Raw genomic sequence first — 15,618 nt, forward strand, 5'->3', positions numbered from 1 at the left:
GGCGGCCTGCGCGACGGGGCGCCCCCTTCCCCACCCGAGCGGCGCCTGCTAACCGCGCCGCATGAAGCTTTCGCGTCTCGCACTGATGGCCTACGGCCTGGCCCTTGTCGTCATCGTCATCGACCAGATCACAAAGGCCTGGATCCTGAACGGCCTGGACCTCATGGAGGTCGGCCGCGTCGAAGTCTGGCCGCCGATCTTCAACTTCAGCTTCGTGCTGAACGACGGCGTAAGCTTCGGTCTCTTCGGCGGCGGCGCGGCGCGCTGGGCGCTCAGCGTCTTCTCCATCGTGGTCGCTCTCGCGCTGGCCTGGTGGGCGACCCGCGCTGATCGCAAGCTGCTGACCTTCGCCATCGGTCTCGTCATGGGCGGGGCCATAGGCAACGTGATTGATCGGATTCGATTCGGCGGGGTCGTGGATTTTCTGGACTTTTCCGGCACGGGCCTGTTCCCGTGGATATTCAATGTCGCCGACAGCGCGATCACCATTGGCGTGATCCTGCTGATCCTGGACAGCCTGATCGCAGATCGGCCGGCCAAGGTTGGCGCGGCCCCCGAAAAGTCGTAATCAACCGGTCCTTAAGAGCCGACCTCTCGCGCTATGGAGCGCGCCCGGAGCCCAAGCCTGCCATGACTCTTCGTCGCGTCGCTGCCCTGAGCCTTCTCGTCGCCACCGCCGTCGCCATGACCGGCTGCAGCGCTCTTCGTCAGGGCGCGGGCATCTCGCGCGTCACACCTGATGAATTCGTCACCGTCTCGACGGCTCCGCTGACAGTCCCACCGGAATACGGCCTTCGTCCGCCTGCGCTCGGCCAGCCGCGTCCTCAGGAGCTAGCGCCCGAAAGCGCCGCGCGGCAGATCCTGCTGGGCCAGCGCCAGGCCGTGACGCGCACCACAGGCGAGCAGGCGCTCGTCGCCCAAGCCGGCGCTGACCGCGCCGATCCCCTGGCCCGCTATGTGATCGACGACGAGTTCGGCGACCTCGCCCACAAGGAAGAAAGCTGGGCTCGTCGCCTGCTGTTCTGGCGGCGCAACGACCCCGCGTCGCAGGCTGTCACAACAACTCAGACGGCTAATGGATCGCGCACCATCGACAGCGCAAGCGAACATGCGCGCCTCCAGGAGCTGACGGGCGGCCAAGCGATCGTCATTCAGCCGCGCCGCAGTGGCGGCTTCAAGCTACCCGGCCTCTAACTTCTTGGACCGCCTGCGCAATAGTGCGACGGTCTCAACCGAAAGACGGGTGGCGTTATTCCATACGCCGCCCATAAGCTTAATGATCGCCGGGAACCAAGCCTGATGCGTCGACTCCTGACCGCTTTCGCCGCCCTTGCTCTGACCGCCGGCGCCCTGCCAACAATCGCCGAAGCCCAGTCGACGCGCCAGCAGGGCCAACGGCAACAAGAGCAGTCACAATCCGGGCAGTCTTCCGACAACACGCCTCGCTTCGCCCCTCTCCGCCGTCAGGCGAACGCAGGCCCCTGCCCGTTTGTAAAGATTCTCTACGATGCGGCGCGCTATGTGGAGCTGGCCGACAACCGTCTGTCGGCCTCTGCGGTCGGTTTCACGGGCGAGATCGAAGGGGTGAATTCGGACTGCCGCTATCGCGAGTCGCAGCCGATCACCGTGGACGTCAACATGCTGTTCAACCTCGGCCGCGGCCCTCAGGCGCAAGCAGGTCAGCATACCTACCGCTACTGGATCGCCGTCACGGAACGCAATAACGCGATATTGGCCAAGGAGTATTTCGACCTGCCGGTCGATTTCCGAGGGGGTCAAGTGGTCCAGGTGCCGCAAGAGCAGCAGATTGTGATTCCTCGCGCCTCGGCGACAACTTCCGGCGGCAGTTTCGAAATCCTGATCGGCTTCGACGTGACGCCCGAGATGGCCGAGTTCAATCGTTCCGGCAGCCGTTTCCGCATCGATGCGGGCGCCGCCAACGCCGAGCGCCCCGCCGCCCAATGACCGCGCTGAAGACCACGCTGGGCGAAGCGGTCCAGGCCGCCTTCGCCGCCGAAGGCGTGGATGCGGCCCTGGCCCGGGTGACGCCGTCCGACCGACCTGACCTGGCCGACTTCCAGTCCAACGGGGCGCTGGCCGCCGCCAAGGCGCTGAAGGCCAATCCGCGCGATCTTGCCGCCCGCGTGGCCGAACGGCTGCAGGCCGATCCGCGTCTGGCTTCGGTCGAGGTGGCGGGCCCGGGCTTCATCAATCTGAAGGTCGCCGACAGCGCCCTGGCCGAACGCGCCGCCGAGGTGAAGGCGGACGACGCCCGCGCCGGCGCCGCGCCCGTCTCGGCCGCGCGCCAGGTCGTCATCGACTACGGCGGCCCCAACGTCGCCAAGCCGATGCACGTCGGCCATCTGCGCAGCGCCATCATCGGCGAAAGCCTGAAGCGGCTGTTCCGTTTCCGCGGCGATGCTGTGACGGGTGACGCGCACTTTGGCGACTGGGGCTTTCAGATGGGCCTGCTTATCACCGCCTGTGGTGATGAGGGCCTGGCGGACGCCTTCATGGCGGAGGGCGACGGTCCCTTCCCCGAGCAGACGCCGGTGACCCTGGCTGACCTGGACCGCCTGTATCCTCAGGCCGCCGCCAAGGCCAAGGAAGACCCTGCCTTCCGCGACCGCGCCCGCAAAGCCACCGCCGAGCTTCAGGCCGGCCGGCCAGGCTATCGCGCCCTTTGGCGTCACTTCGTGTCGGTCAGCCGCGAGGCGCTGGAGCGCGAATACGCCGCCCTGTCGGTCGACTTCGACCTGTGGAACGGTGAAAGCGACGCCGATCCGCAGATGGCCGAGATGCTGGCGCACCTGAAGGACACCGGCCTGCTGGTTGAAGACGACGGCGCCCAGGTGGTGCATGTCGCTCGCCCCGGCGAGACCCGCAAGAAGAAGCTGGCCGATGGCTCGGTGATCGAGGCGCCCTCGCCCCCGCCTCTGCTGGTGGTGTCGTCGGAGGGCTCGGCCATGTACGGGACCACGGACCTGGCCACCATTCTGGATCGCAAGAAGGCGCTGTCGCCCGACCTGATCCTGTATGTCGTGGACGAACGGCAGGCCGAGCATTTCGAACAGGTGTTCCGCGCCGCCTATCTTGCCGGCTACGCCCCCGAGGGCTCGCTGGAGCATCTGGGCTTCGGCACCATGAACGGGACCGACGGCAAGCCCTTCAAGACCCGCGCGGGCGGCGTGCTGAAACTGCGCGACCTGATCGATCAGGCGACGGACAAGGCGCGCGAACGTCTGCGCGAGGCCGAGCTGGGCGACGACCTGCCGCCCGAAGAGTTCGAGGCCATCGCCCACAAGGTCGCGATCGCGGCGCTTAAGTTCGCCGACCTGTCGAACGCCCGCACGACCAGCTACGTCTTCGACCTCGACCGCTTCATGAGCTTCGAGGGCAAGACCGGGCCGTACCTGCTGTACCAGGCCGTCCGCATCAAATCGCTGCTGCGCAAGGCGGCGGATCAGGGCGCGACGGCGGCCGACATCGTCATCGCCGAACCGGCCGAGCGCGATCTGGCCCTGACGCTGGACGCCTTCGATCAGGCCGCATCGGACGCCTACGACAAGCGCGCGCCCCATCTGATCGCCGAGCACGCCTATCGGCTGGCCCAGAGCTTCTCGAAGTTCTACGCCGCCTGCCCGATCCTGGCGCCGGGCCACCAAGCGTCGCGCGGCTCGCGTCTGGCGCTGGCTGAGGCGACGCTGCATCAGCTCGAAACAGCGCTGAACCTGCTGGGCATCGACACGCCGGAACGGATGTAGGCTAGAGCGAAATCGGCTTAGCTGGATGCGATCCAGCTAAGCTCAGATATTCGCTCCAGCATGACTCTGGACCATTGTTCTGAGTTCAGTCGATGCCGACTGGACCGAAAATGGTCTAGACTGGGTCGCCATTCGGAGCCCCAGTTCATGTCGCTTGACGCCTTCATCGCCGGCCTGCCCAAGGCCGAACTGCATCTGCACATCGAGGGCTCGCTGGAGCCCGAGCTGATGTTCGAGCTGGCGCGGCGCAACGGCGTGGCGATCCCCTTCGACAGCGTCGAGGCGGTTCGGGCGGCCTACGACTTCTCGAACCTCCAGGACTTCCTGGACATCTATTACGCGGGGGCGAACGTCCTGCTGACGCGTCGGGACTTCGAGGATCTGGCCTTCGCCTATTTCCAGCGCGCGGCCGACGACCAGGTGCGCCACGCCGAAATCTTCTTCGACCCGCAGACTCACACCGACCGCGGCGTGGCCTTCGAAACGGTTCTGGAGGGCCTGTGGGACGGCATGCAGCGCGCCGAGCGCGAGCTGGGCGTCACCTCAAAGCTCATTCTGTGCTTCCTGCGCCACCTGGAAGAGGATGCGGCGTTCGAAACCCTGCGTCAGGCCGAACCCTATCTGGACCGGATCGCGGGCGTGGGGCTGGATTCGTCCGAGGTCGGCCATCCGCCGTCCAAGTTCGCCCGCGTCTTCGATCGGGCCGGCGAGCTGGGCCTGAAACGCGTCGCCCATGCGGGCGAGGAAGGCCCGCCGGCCTATGTGCACGAGGCGCTGGACCTGCTGCACATCGACCGCATGGATCACGGCAATCGCTCGATGGAGGACGAAGCCCTGATCGCGCGCCTGGCGGCCGAACGGATGACGCTGACGGTGTGCCCACTGTCCAATCTCAAGCTCTGCGTCGTCGATGATCTGAAGGCGCATCCCGTTCCCGAGATGCTGCGCCGCGGCCTGCACGTGACGCTGAACTCCGACGATCCGGCCTATTTCGGCGGCTATGTGAACGCCAACTACGCCCAGCTGACCGACGCCGTGGGCCTGACCCGCGAGCAGCTGACGCAGCTGGCGATCAACAGCTTCGAAGGCAGCTTCCTGCCCGAGACTGACAAGGCCGCGCGCATCGCCGAGGTGCGGGCTTACGTCGCCCAGGCGGCCTGACGAAAGTCTGCTGGCGCGGGTGCGAAACCCGGCCTAAGGGCGTGGCGACATGTCACGCCCCTCGCCCCGCCTGGCCGCGCTCGGCCTTCTGATCCTGTGCGCCGCCGTGCTGGGGCTGGCCCCGATCCTGGTGCGGTTGACCGACACCGGGCCGGCGGCGGCGGGCTTTTGGCGCTTCCTGCTGTCCCTGCCGCTTCTGGCGCTGCTGTGCGCGCGACCGGGCGGCGGGGGCCTGGGCCTGCCCGCCAAGTGGATGGTGGTGGCGGGCGCGTTTTTCGCCCTGGACCTCAGCTTCTGGCACTACGGCATCGTCATGACCTCGGTCGCCAACGCCACGGTGCTGTGCAACCTGACGCCCGTGGTCGTGACCGCGTTCGGCTGGATCGTCTTCAAGGAGACGCCCAAGCGGCTGTTCATGCTGGCGCTCGGTCTGGCGCTCGGCGGAGCGTTCGCCATGGCGGCGGGCGCGGACGGCGCGCAGGGGACCAATCCCCTGCTGGGCGACATCTTCAGCCTGTCGGTGGCGCTCTGGTACGCCGGCTATTTCCTGGCGGTGAAGGCGGCGCGAGCGACGGCCGGGGCCATGCGCATCACCTTCTGGGCCACGGCGGTGGGCGTGGTTCCACTGCTGCTGGTCGCGCTGATGCTGGGCGAACGGATCATTCCGGCCAGCGCCGGCGGCTGGGCGGCCTGCATCGGCCTGGCGGTCATGCACGTGTTTGGTCAGGGCGGCGTGGCCTGGGCGCTGGGCCGGCTGCCGGCGTCCCTGACAGCGGTGACGGTGCTGATCCAGCCTGTCACGGCGGGCCTGCTGGGCTGGTGGATCTTCGCCGAGACCCTCACGCCGGTGCAGGCGCTGGGCGGCGCGCTGGTGCTGGGCGGCGTGGTGCTTGCGCAATGGTCGAGCCGCAGCCTGCCGCCCACAGCGAAAACGGGCGCAGAAGCCAAAGCCCCCGCGCCCGTGTCGATCTAGATTTTCAGGCCTTAAAGGACCTTGAGATCGATCGCCGACGTCTTGCCGCGCTGGTTTTCCAGCTCGTATTCGACCTTGGCGTTCTCATCGAGGCCCTGAAGACCGGCCTTCTGAACGGCGGTGATGTGAACAAACACGTCATTGCCGCCGCCATCGGGCTGGATGAAGCCGTAGCCCTTGGTGGAGTTGAACCACTTGACCGTGCCGGTCGCCATGTCTGCGTCTCCGTAAACGCGCTTTGCCAGGCGGGCCTCCACGCAGGATGACCCGTCAGCCCATCTGGACAAGCTCGTTCGGACGAAGGAGCGAGACGCGGGTTTGGACCCCGCGAAATCCGGGCTGCGGACGCTTTGTCTCCCGCGAAATGGAACCGGTCAACCGCAAAGGCGCAGCCCGTGGTTAAGACGATCGGGCGCAAATCCCGCGACGCGCGGCGTCGAGATGAAAATGATCGGCGTGGGCGGCGTTGTAATCGGGCGTCAGAACATTGCCGAACAGCCTGCAGCCGCCGTCGCGCAGCCGCCGCAGGAACTCGGCGCCCTCGGGGCCCGCCGGCCCCTCTCCGTCCCAGTCGCGCAGCACCGAAACCGTCCGACCGTCGTCCAGGCGGATGCCCGCCACGTCGAGCGCATTGGCGCGTGCATGCTGACTGGGCCGGTCGACCGAACTCTGCGAGCCGTACACGCGGCGGCAGGCATAGGTGCCCAGATTGTCGATGCCGGTCGCCTCAGCCCCCATGACCTCGCGGGCTGCGGGCTGGATGACGTGGCGGTCCCACAATACGTGGCGCACCGCCATTGGGCACTGCATGATGACGCCGGCGGGCGCCAGAGGCGTGGCGCCATCGCCCAGCCGCACCGCGCCCTGGACAATGCAGAAGCCGCCCTCGTTGCGGTCTGCGGCTCGACTGACCTGGACACCGGCGTCGCGCAGCAGGGCCATGCAGGTTTCGGTCGCGGCCTCTACCTCGTCCTCCGAGGCGTTCAGCGCCACGTCCAGCCGCGCCACCTTGGCCGAGGTCGCCATGCCGATCGGCTGGTTCAGATCCAGCGGCGTCCAGGGCAGATCCTGTGGAGGGGCGAACCGGTCCAGCAACAGAAAGCCGCCGCATGCGGCCAGCGCCAGCAGGCTCAGCCCGGTCCAGAAGTTCGCCAGATCGCGTCTCATGGCCACCGCAACGCCGCAGACACGCTTGCGGCTCCGCCGGCTGCGGCCCACAGTCGCAGCCATGAGCAAACGCGACGACTACGACGCCGAGCTGGAGCGTCTCCAGATCCAGCTGGTCGAGACCCAGGCCTGGACCATCGACAAGGGTCTGCGGACCCTGATCGTGTTCGAAGGCCGCGACAGCGCGGGCAAGGATGGCGCCATCAAGCGGCTGACCGAGCACATGTCGCCGCGACAGACCCGCGTCATCGCCCTGCCCAAGCCGACCGACCGCGAACAGACCCAGTGGTATTTTCAGCGCTATGTCAGCCACCTGCCGGCGGCGGGCGAGACGGTGATCCTGAACCGGTCCTGGTACAATCGCGCGGGCGTCGAGCCGGTGATGGGCTTCTGCACGCCCGAGCAGTACGAGCGCTTCCTCAAGGACGCCCCGCATTTCGAGCGCATGCTAGCCGATGACGGAATCACCCTGATCAAGCTGTGGCTGGACATCACCAAGGGCGAACAGGCCGAGCGGCTGGCCGCGCGTGTGGAGGATCCGCTGAAGCGGTTCAAGGTCTCGTCCCTGGACGCCGAGGCCCAGGCGCGCTGGAGCGACTATTCCGCCGCGCGCGACCGGATGTTCGAGGCCACCGACCACGAGGACGGCCCCTGGACCATCATCGCCACCGACAAGAAGAAGACCGCTCGTCTGAACGTGATGCGCCACATCCTGACGCGCCTGGGCCGGCCGGGTTTAAAGGCTGAACGCCCCGACCCCGACGTGGTCTTCCCGGCCCGCAAGGCTCGGGGTCGCGTGGCGCCCTAGACTTCCTGCATCAGCCGTGCCGCCAGGGCCTTGCCGGCCGGCGCGCCCTTGGCGAAATCGTTGGAAAGGGCGAAGACCGCTCGCCCCTGCTCCGGAGCGACGAGCGCAATAGCGTGCCACAGGGTGTTGGAGCCTTCGTGCGCCAGAGATCGCGTTCCGCCTGCGAGCGGATCTGAAGGATTGATGATCCACCCGTGTGCGTACGGACGGCCCTCGCCCGCAGGCGGCGTGGTCAGGTGACGGAAGCGTTCACTGGACAGCAGGCCTTCGCCGCCGCTCAACCAAACCTGCAGCCACCGGGCGTAGTCGGCGACCGACATATGCGTCCCGCCCCCTGGCCGCATGAACGCGGGATTATCGCCGCGCGCCGGATCAACGGAGATGGTCGCTCCGCCTGCGGCTGACCGATGGCCTCGGGGCTCATCGCCTTGGGGCGCTCCGAAGCCCGCTGTGGGCAACTCAAGCGGCTGGAATATCTCGGTCGTAAGCGCGTCCTCCCAAGTCTGACCCAGCGCCTGCTCGATCGCTGCGCCGATCAGCGCATATCCGGCGTTGCTGTAGGCGAAGGAGCCGGGCGCGCCGCCCGGAACCTTGGCCAACGTCGATGCGGCGAAGGCGGCGCGCTGTTCTCGCAGCGGCCTCTGATCGCCGTGGGCGGTGACCAAAACTTCGCGCGTGATCAGTTCGCGATCCAAAAGCCCTGCCCGATGGTTCATCAGATCGTCGGCGGTGACAGCGGCAAGCGCCGGATGGATTTCTGCGCCGGCGAACAGTTCAGCCAAGGTCGCTCCGTGGGCCATCCGGCCCTGATCGACCAGCCGAGCGTAGAGGGCGGCGGTCATGGCCTTGGTGTTGGAGCCCAGGTGCCAGCGATCCTTCAGCGTCGCCGGCGCCGTTTCGCCCAGCGCCCTCACGCCGCGCACGCCAGACCATTCAAGACCCTGCCGGCCCACCACCGCCGCCGCAATTGCCGGCGGCCCGTCCTCAGCGAAGGCGGCGTCCAGCCAGGCGTCACGATCCGCGCCGCGCGCCGCGGCTAGATTGGGCAGCACCAGCGGCGCTGCGGTGAAAGCGCCAAGCACGGCGCGGCGTGGGATGGTCATGCGGGCCTCCTGTCGTCGTGAATGGCTAACCCCCGCGATCCGGCGACGCACGTTAGAAACCCGTAATGACGAGGCGGCCTCCCGCAGCTATGAGCCTTTGATGACCTCTCCCCCCCTGCCCGACGCCGGATCGAACTGGGTGGACCGGCATGCGCCAGACGGGCTGAAGCCGTGGCTGAAGCTGGGGCGGTTCGACCGGCCCATAGGCATCTGGCTGCTGCTTCTGCCGGGCCTGCAGGGGATCGCCCTGGCGTTGGCGCAGTATCGGGCGACGCCGGGACTTTATGAGTGGTGGCTTGTGCTGGGTTTCACGATTGGGGCCTGCCTGATGCGGGCGGCGGGTTGCGCCTTCAACGACATCGTCGATCGCGACTTCGACGCCCAGGTGGCGCGCACCGCCGCTCGGCCTATTCCGTCCGGTCAGATCAGCGTGAAACAAGCCTGGGGCTTCCTGATCGGCTGCAGCCTGATCAGCCTGCTGATCCTGCTGACCCTGCCGGTCGCCGCCATTCTGCTCGGTGTCGGTTCGCTTGCGCTGGTGGCGGCCTATCCGTTCATGAAGCGCATCACCTGGTGGCCGCAGGCCTGGCTGGGCCTGACGTTCAACTGGGGCGCGCTGATGGGGTTCGCAGCCGCCCTGCCCTTGGCCGCCGCCGTCATCCTGCCGCCCGAGCTGCGCGGCGAACTGCGCCCCTTTCTGTGGCAGGCGCCGGCCGAAACGGGGACCGTCGCGTTGCATCCCGCCGCCTATTGGCCCGCCGTGCTGCTGTGGCTGGGCGGAGTGGTCTGGACGCTGGGCTACGACACCATCTACGCGCTGCAGGACATCGAGGACGACGCCATGGTGGGCGTGAAATCCTCGGCCCGGCGGTTGGGCGGAAGAACCGGCGTGGGAGTGGCGATCTTCTATGCGCTCGCGGTGCTGTTCGCTCTGCTGGCGGGGCTGGCGGCGGGCCTGGGCCCCATCTTCTTCCTGGGTCTGATTGTCTATGCGGCGCATCTGGTCTTGCAGGTCAGGCGGTTGCGGCTCGATGATCCCATGCGCGCCCTGACCCTGTTCCGCAGCAATCGCACGACGGGGCTGATCCTTCTGGCCGCGATCGCGTTGGGAAGCTTGACCGTCTGAGTTCATGTCCAGGAGTCTTCACGGATGACCGCGCATCTTCGCCTGCTGATCCTCGGGGTCGCCGCTTCCGCCGTGCTGGCCGCCTGCGACCGCCGCGAAGCCGCCACCACCGCCCCGCCTGCGCCCGGAGACCAGGCGGCAGCGACCGCGCCGACCGATGCCCAGGCGCCGATGACCTATGAGAGCACGAACCAGTTCGCCTCGGTCAAGCTGACCCTGCCCGAGCCGATCAAGGCCCAGCCCGAGCTGCACAAGGCGATCTACGCGCAGGCGACACGTGACCTCCGACAGTTCGTGGAGGGCGCCCAGGCCGACCGAACCGAGGCCGGCGGTGACCAGGGCCTGCCGCCGTATGAGAAACAGACCGACTATTTCGCCGGCGCCGAGACCGGCCGGCTGTTCAGCCTCCAGCGTCGCGACTTCGACTACACGGGCGGGGCGCACCCCAACACGCTGTATTCCGCCGCCCTGTGGGACAAGACCGCCAAGCGGATGGTGACGCCGGCCGAGCTGTTCGCGCGCGGGGCCGACCTGTCGCCGCTCGACCGCGCGCTGTGCGCCGCCATCAACACGGCGAAGAAGGCCCGCGATCCATCGGCGGAGCCTCTGACGCTGGGCGGCAAGGACTGGTCGTGCCCACGGGCGTCGGCCACGCCCTTCGTGCTGACGCCCGGCACCACGCCGGGCAAGGCCGGCGGCCTGACCTTCCTCATCGGCCCCTATCAGGTCGGCCCGTATGCCGAGGGCGCCTATCAGATCGCAATCCCCCAGAGCGCTTTCGCTCAGCTGATCGCCAGCGATTACGCAGGCGAGTTCGCCGGCCAGCCGACGCGGACCGGCGACGTCACCCCGCGCCAAAGCTAGTCGGCCAGGAAGGCCTCCAACAGCCGAGCGAACCGCTCCGGCTGGTCGGCCATGATGAAATGGCGGCTGTCGTCGACACGGATCAGTCGGACATTGGGCAGGGCTGCGTATTCACGCGACCATAGCGCGTCGGCCATGGCCGCGGGGGCGCCGCCGTCGGCGTCGGCGGCGTAGAGGGCGGTGACCGGGGTGGTCATGGTCGAAAGCTGAGGTCGGAGATCCGTGGTCATGACCTCACGCATGGCCGCAGCCATGGCGTGGCGGTCGGAGGTCATGGACCAATCCACCATGGCCGCGCGCGTGTCGTGATCGCGGCTGAAGCCCTGTGCAGCGCCGCCCTGTCCCGCCCGGAAGGCCGCCTCATCGGTCGTCAGTATGGCTTGAGCCGCTTGGTCGGCGAACGGGCGCGCCGTCTCGGCCGTGGCCTGGGGACCATACAGGGCCGAGAAGAACGGCAGGCTGTCCACGCTCATCAGCCGGCCGACGTCACCTGGATGGGCGTGCGCCAGCTTGAGCCCGATCAGGGCGCCCATCGAATGACCCACCACCGCCGGCGCAGAGAGGCTCCGTGACCGGATGTAGCGATCCAGTTCGGCCACGACCGGGTCGATGAACGGGCCGTCGCCGTGCGTCCACGGCTCGCCCGCAAATCCGGCCAACTGCACCAGATGAACCCTATGCGTGGCCTTGAGCCGCTCGGCGGTGGCGCGCCAGACTTCGCGAGACGAGGCGAAGCCGGGGATAAGGATCACGTCCGGCCCCTGCCCCAGAACCTCGACCGACAGCCGGTCGGAGGCGAAGGGCGCGGCCTGGACGGCGCCGGGCGTCTCCGCCCAGGCCTGGGCGGCGACCATCAGGCTGGGCGCGCACACCGCCAGGCCGATCAGGGCCGCCTTCCAGCGCGACGACTTGGCGGTCGATTGGGCGCGCGTCTTCACGCGCCCGCGGATGAGGGCGTTCAACATTGTCGGCTCCTTTGAAAAGCGGCCCGCGCCTCAGGCGTGGGGATTGTCGAAGATGTCTTCCACCGCCTGCTCGAACAGGGCGGCGATGCGGTAGGCGAGGTCTAGAGAGGGGTCGTGCTTCTCGGTCTCCAGGGCGTTCACCGCCTGGCGCGAGACCCCGAGCTTTTCGCCCAGATCGGCCTGGGTCCAGCCGCGCTCGGTGCGCAGCAGCTTGAGCCGGTTCCTCATGCCCTGGAGCTCTGGACGAAGGGCGCGATGCAGCCGAACGCGCCCCAGAACAGGGGATAGACCAGCCAGGCGGGCAGATGCGGCGCGCCCGCGAAGGTCTCGCCGAAGCCCCACAGGGTCGCTCCGGCCAAGGCGATGCCCGTGGCGAGGATGAACTGCCTGGCGGTCATTGCGCGCACGTATTCATCGCTGTCGCGGATCAGCGCCAGGGTGGCCCAAATCTGGCCGATGACAGGCGCGGACACCGCAATCGCCAGAATCCAGCCTGCCGGCTTGCCGATCACCTCGTCGAACACGCCACCCATCGCCGCCAGGCAGATCAGCATGTACGGGCCCATGAAGGCCATGGTGCGGATGACGTATCGCCGGTGCGCAGACGTGCCCCCATTCCATGCTCTGATCATCATCGCCTCCCTAAAATGTAAGGCCACCCTGACACCGGTCATGTGTAATGTCAACCTGACTTTTTATCAGGGCAGCCTGACATTGGATCGCCCGTGTCGAAGCGGTATGATGTTGAATGCCCGCCGCTCCCCGCATCGCGCCCTCTGCCCTTTTTAGCCGCGAGGCCTGGGCGCCTTTCCAAACTCGTAAGGCGTGGGTTGGACCCCTGCTCCTAGCGCATTGCTGGTCGGTCATCGGGCTGGCGATCATGGTCGCAGTGATCTGGCCGATCCTCATTCCCCTGTGTGTCATGGTGATCGGCGCGCGGCAGCTGGGCCTGGCCATCCTGATGCACGAGGCGGCCCACGGCGGCCTATCGACCAAGGCGAGCCTGAACGATTTTTTGGGCCAATGGCTGTGCGCGGCGCCCGTCGGCGCCAGCCTGGCCGCCTATCGTCCTTACCACCTAGCCCATCATCGCTTCACCCAGCAGCCGGAGGATCCCGACCTGGCCCTGTCGTCGCCCTTTCCGGTCAGCCCCGCATCGCTGCGGCGCAAGCTGATCCGCGACATCACGGGCCAGACCTTCTTCAAGCAGCGCGTGCTGCTGCCGCTGGCCGCGTCCCGGGGGCGCACCGCGCGACGCGCCACCGACGACCACGCCTACGAGGCTCTGGTCACGGGTCGGTCCATCCTGCCTTTCGTGATCTGGAACCTCGGCCTGCGGGCGGCGCTCGCCCTTGCCGGCCTCTGGTGGGCCTTTTTCGTGCTATGGCTGCTGCCGATGGCGACTTGGTTTTCCATGGTCACCCGCATCCGCAACATCGCAGAACACGCCTGTGTCGAGGGTTCGGCTGACGACGCCTTCCGCGCCGCGCGCACCACCCGCGCCCGCTGGTGGGAGCGTGCCTTCGTCGCGCCGTACTGGGTTAACTTCCACGCCGAGCATCACCTGTTCATGCATGTGCCCTGCTGGAAGCTCCCGGCGTTGAACCGCGCACTGGCGTCGAGCGTCGAAGGCGGACGTATGGAGCGGGCTGACGGCTATATCGAAGTGCTGAAGCGAGCAGCGTCGCGCACGTGACGACCCTGCTTACGCCGCACACGGCCCGCGACTTCATCCTGGCCAACACACGGTTGCAGCCGGTGTCGCACGCACCGGAAATCTCACTGTGGCTGGCCGACGAGGTCACCCCCCTATGGCGTCTGACCGAGGAGGAGCTGGGCGAGATGGGATTGCCCCCGCCGTTCTGGGCCTTCGCCTGGGCGGGCGGCCAGGCGATTGCGCGGTGGCTGCTGGATCATCCGGAGACGGCGCGTGGCCGCGTGGTTCTGGACTTGGCTTGCGGATCGGGGCTCGTCGGCGTGGCGGCCATGAAGGCGGGCGCCGCCTCGGTGCTGTGCGCCGACATCGATCCGTTTTGCCGGGCGGCGGTTGCGCTGAACGCCCAGGCCAACGCCGTGCTGTTGTCCTTCACCGAAGCGGACCTGCTGGACGACCCTCCGCCCAGCGCCGACCTGATGCTGGCTGGAGACGTGTGTTATGAGAAGCCGATGACGGAGCGCGTGCTGGCTTGGCTGCGGCAGGCGCGCGAGGCCGGTTCCGAAGTGCTGATCGGCGATCCGGGGCGGACCTATTTCCCAAGGCAGGGGCTGGAGCTTCTGGCCGAGTACACGGTTGCGACAACCCGTGAACTCGAGGATCAGGAAGTAAAGCGCAGTCGCGTGTGGCGAATGCCCTAGATGGCCATCGCCCCGCCAAGGGCCGCGCCAATCAGGGCCGCCGCCGCGGCTCCGCCGACGATCAGCAGCCAGCGTGGCATCAGTTGCGCCTTGACGTGTTCCTCGATGGTCTGATCGTTGGCCGCCCGGCCGTCAAAGCGCGAAGGCCCGGGAGCGCGCCAGGCTGCTGTTTCTCTTATGGCGTAGCGACGGGGGCTAAGGCTCAGCTCTTCCATGAGGCCTCAACGGCGAAAGCCCTCAAGGCGTTCCGTCAGGCCGCCTCCGGGATGCGGGCTTCGATCCCGGCCAGAAAGAGGTATTCGACATTGCGCAGGCGGCCCACCACGCCCACCTTTCGCCCCCTGGGATCGTGGATGCCGATGCGGGCTCCGACGTAGCGGGGTCGCTCGATCTCGATCACCTGCACGGGGCCGCGTCCCGAAAGCATGTCAACCAGGCTTTCCCGGTCCAGATAGCCCTCGTCGTTGAAGCTGACCATCAAGCGCGGGCTGTCGATGGCGTCGATCACCGACTTCAGGGCCGGGCCGATGCCGGGACGGCTGTTGAAGACGCTTTTCCTAGTTCGGCAATCGATGCGCTTGTTGGCGACGCCATAGGTTTCGGGCCTGTCCCAGAGCGTGAGGGTCTCCCAGACGTGATAGTTGCCGAGGTACGAATGCTGATTGTAGGGCGGGTCGAGATAGACCAGATCGGCCGTCACGCTCGGGGCGATCTCGAGGGCGTCAGCGAGGGTCGCCTTGCCGACGCCTTCAGTGAGGTCGGGCGTCCGCAACTCCAGAGGCCGCAACGCTCTCGGCGCCCAGGCTTTCATATAGGCCATCTGCAGGCCCGCTGTGGAATCGACCCGGTCGGCGGCCTCCATCAGGCTCGTTAGCGCTATCGCCTCCAGCTCAGGCTCGAGAGCCAGGCCTGCAATGGCCTGCCTCACGCCTTCGATCCGCGCACCGTTCTCCGGATGAAAATACCGGGCCTTCCGGCAGTAGGCCTCGGTGAACCATCCGTCGCGGGGCGGGGCGTGTCGCAGCTCGGCGATCAGGCGGGACGCACGCTCGCTCCAAACCTGGGCGTCGGCCTGGACATAGCAGGTCGCCAGGGCGTGAGCGAAGGCGGTGACGTCATTGGACCATACGCCGTACCCTTGGCGCTTCAGCGCATGGCCCACACGCGCAGTCCCCGAAAACAGGTCGCACACCATGCCGCCCATCGGCAACGCCGCTCGGACGGCGCCGGTGACATGGCCCAAGAGGGCGCGCTTTGAGCCGATGTATTTTATCATTGCCGAGCCAGCCTAGCAGAAGAGGCGAGTCGCCGTAGCTGCGAGGGATCAGCCAC

The 15,618-nt window shown here is 67.4% G+C and carries 19 protein-coding genes; 11 read left to right on the plus strand and 8 right to left on the minus strand.

Annotation, left to right across the window (positions count from 1 at the left end; translation table 11 throughout):
- The first annotated feature begins 61 nt into the window (after positions 1-61).
- The 6 genes from lspA (at position 62) to E4M01_RS12915 (ending at position 5,898) form a co-directional block, all read left to right on the plus strand.
- On the plus strand, positions 62-568 hold the full coding sequence (lspA, locus tag E4M01_RS12890) for a signal peptidase II (protein WP_135064445.1): 507 nt from the start codon (positions 62-64) through the stop codon (positions 566-568).
- Between the two features lie 62 nt (positions 569-630).
- Positions 631-1,194 carry a DUF3035 domain-containing protein gene (locus tag E4M01_RS12895; protein ID WP_135064448.1) on the plus strand — a complete coding sequence of 188 codons (564 nt, stop codon included), beginning with the start codon at positions 631-633 and terminating at the stop codon, positions 1,192-1,194.
- A 105-nt stretch (positions 1,195-1,299) separates the two neighbouring features.
- Positions 1,300-1,965 carry a Tat pathway signal sequence domain protein gene (locus E4M01_RS12900; RefSeq protein ID WP_135064451.1) on the plus strand — a complete coding sequence of 222 codons (666 nt, stop codon included), beginning with the start codon at positions 1,300-1,302 and terminating at the stop codon, positions 1,963-1,965.
- A complete protein-coding gene (argS, locus tag E4M01_RS12905; protein ID WP_135064454.1) occupies positions 1,962-3,764 on the plus strand; it encodes an arginine--tRNA ligase in 1,803 nt (600 codons plus the stop codon). Before E4M01_RS12900 ends, argS begins: the two co-directional genes overlap by 4 nt.
- Positions 3,765-3,911: 147 nt before the next feature.
- On the plus strand, positions 3,912-4,925 hold the full coding sequence (locus tag E4M01_RS12910) for an adenosine deaminase (protein WP_135064457.1): 1,014 nt from the start codon (positions 3,912-3,914) through the stop codon (positions 4,923-4,925).
- A 49-nt stretch (positions 4,926-4,974) separates the two neighbouring features.
- A complete protein-coding gene (locus tag E4M01_RS12915; protein ID WP_135064460.1) occupies positions 4,975-5,898 on the plus strand; it encodes a DMT family transporter in 924 nt (307 codons plus the stop codon).
- Positions 5,899-5,909: 11 nt separating this feature from the next.
- Here the strand turns inward: E4M01_RS12915 and E4M01_RS12920 are convergent, their stop codons facing one another.
- Both E4M01_RS12920 and E4M01_RS12925 read right to left on the minus strand, forming a co-directional pair.
- Complete coding sequence (locus tag E4M01_RS12920; RefSeq protein WP_135064463.1) at positions 5,910-6,113, minus strand: cold-shock protein; 204 nt, start codon at positions 6,111-6,113, stop codon at positions 5,910-5,912.
- Positions 6,114-6,297: 184 nt separating this feature from the next.
- Positions 6,298-7,065, minus strand: a complete 768-nt coding sequence (locus E4M01_RS12925; protein WP_135064466.1) for an extensin family protein — start codon at positions 7,063-7,065, stop codon at positions 6,298-6,300.
- 61 nt (positions 7,066-7,126) lie between these two features.
- On the opposite strand from E4M01_RS12925, the gene ppk2 reads away from it, so the two are divergent.
- Positions 7,127-7,873, plus strand: coding sequence for a polyphosphate kinase 2 (ppk2, locus tag E4M01_RS12930; protein ID WP_135064469.1), 747 nt, complete (start codon positions 7,127-7,129; stop codon positions 7,871-7,873).
- Here ppk2 and E4M01_RS12935 read toward each other — a convergent pair.
- A complete protein-coding gene (locus E4M01_RS12935; protein WP_135064472.1) occupies positions 7,870-8,976 on the minus strand; it encodes a serine hydrolase in 1,107 nt (368 codons plus the stop codon). The two genes, ppk2 and E4M01_RS12935, sit on opposite strands and share 4 nt — an antisense overlap.
- A 100-nt stretch (positions 8,977-9,076) precedes the next feature.
- Between E4M01_RS12935 and E4M01_RS12940 the strand changes: the two genes are divergently transcribed.
- Positions 9,077-10,102 carry a UbiA family prenyltransferase gene (locus tag E4M01_RS12940; protein WP_135064475.1) on the plus strand — a complete coding sequence of 342 codons (1,026 nt, stop codon included), beginning with the start codon at positions 9,077-9,079 and terminating at the stop codon, positions 10,100-10,102.
- A gap of 24 nt (positions 10,103-10,126) precedes the next feature.
- On the plus strand, positions 10,127-10,966 hold the full coding sequence (locus E4M01_RS12945; protein WP_135064478.1) for a DUF3298 and DUF4163 domain-containing protein: 840 nt from the start codon (positions 10,127-10,129) through the stop codon (positions 10,964-10,966).
- On the opposite strand, the gene E4M01_RS12950 is transcribed toward E4M01_RS12945, so the two are convergent.
- The 3 genes from E4M01_RS12950 to E4M01_RS12960 are packed head-to-tail and all read right to left on the minus strand — an operon-like array spanning position 10,963 to position 12,566.
- Positions 10,963-11,931: an alpha/beta fold hydrolase gene (locus E4M01_RS12950; RefSeq protein ID WP_135064481.1), complete on the minus strand. Its 969-nt coding sequence runs from the start codon at positions 11,929-11,931 to the stop codon at positions 10,963-10,965. The two genes, E4M01_RS12945 and E4M01_RS12950, sit on opposite strands and share 4 nt — an antisense overlap.
- 30 nt (positions 11,932-11,961) lie before the next feature.
- Positions 11,962-12,159 carry a helix-turn-helix transcriptional regulator gene (locus E4M01_RS12955; protein ID WP_135064484.1) on the minus strand — a complete coding sequence of 66 codons (198 nt, stop codon included), beginning with the start codon at positions 12,157-12,159 and terminating at the stop codon, positions 11,962-11,964.
- Positions 12,156-12,566 (minus strand): hypothetical protein, encoded by a 411-nt coding sequence (locus E4M01_RS12960; RefSeq protein WP_245158273.1) that lies wholly within the window; start codon positions 12,564-12,566, stop codon positions 12,156-12,158. Before E4M01_RS12960 ends, E4M01_RS12955 begins: the two co-directional genes overlap by 4 nt.
- 245 nt (positions 12,567-12,811) lie before the next feature.
- On the opposite strand from E4M01_RS12960, the gene E4M01_RS12965 reads away from it, so the two are divergent.
- Positions 12,812-13,627, plus strand: coding sequence for a fatty acid desaturase family protein (locus E4M01_RS12965; RefSeq protein WP_371682904.1), 816 nt, complete (start codon positions 12,812-12,814; stop codon positions 13,625-13,627).
- Between the two features lie 5 nt (positions 13,628-13,632).
- Entirely contained in the window at positions 13,633-14,286 is a 654-nt protein-coding gene (locus E4M01_RS12970; RefSeq protein WP_135064529.1) for a methyltransferase, read from the plus strand.
- Here the strand turns inward: E4M01_RS12970 and E4M01_RS12975 are convergent.
- On the minus strand, positions 14,283-14,501 hold the full coding sequence (locus E4M01_RS12975) for a hypothetical protein (protein WP_135064490.1): 219 nt from the start codon (positions 14,499-14,501) through the stop codon (positions 14,283-14,285). The genes E4M01_RS12970 and E4M01_RS12975 overlap by 4 nt on opposite strands.
- Positions 14,502-14,536: 35 nt before the next feature.
- Entirely contained in the window at positions 14,537-15,562 is a 1,026-nt protein-coding gene (locus E4M01_RS12980) for a DNA adenine methylase (RefSeq protein WP_135064493.1), read from the minus strand.
- Between the last annotated feature and the right edge of the window lie 56 nt (positions 15,563-15,618).

This window comes from Brevundimonas sp. MF30-B (genome assembly GCF_004683885.1).
In the GTDB taxonomy this organism is placed as follows: Bacteria; Pseudomonadota; Alphaproteobacteria; order Caulobacterales; family Caulobacteraceae; genus Brevundimonas.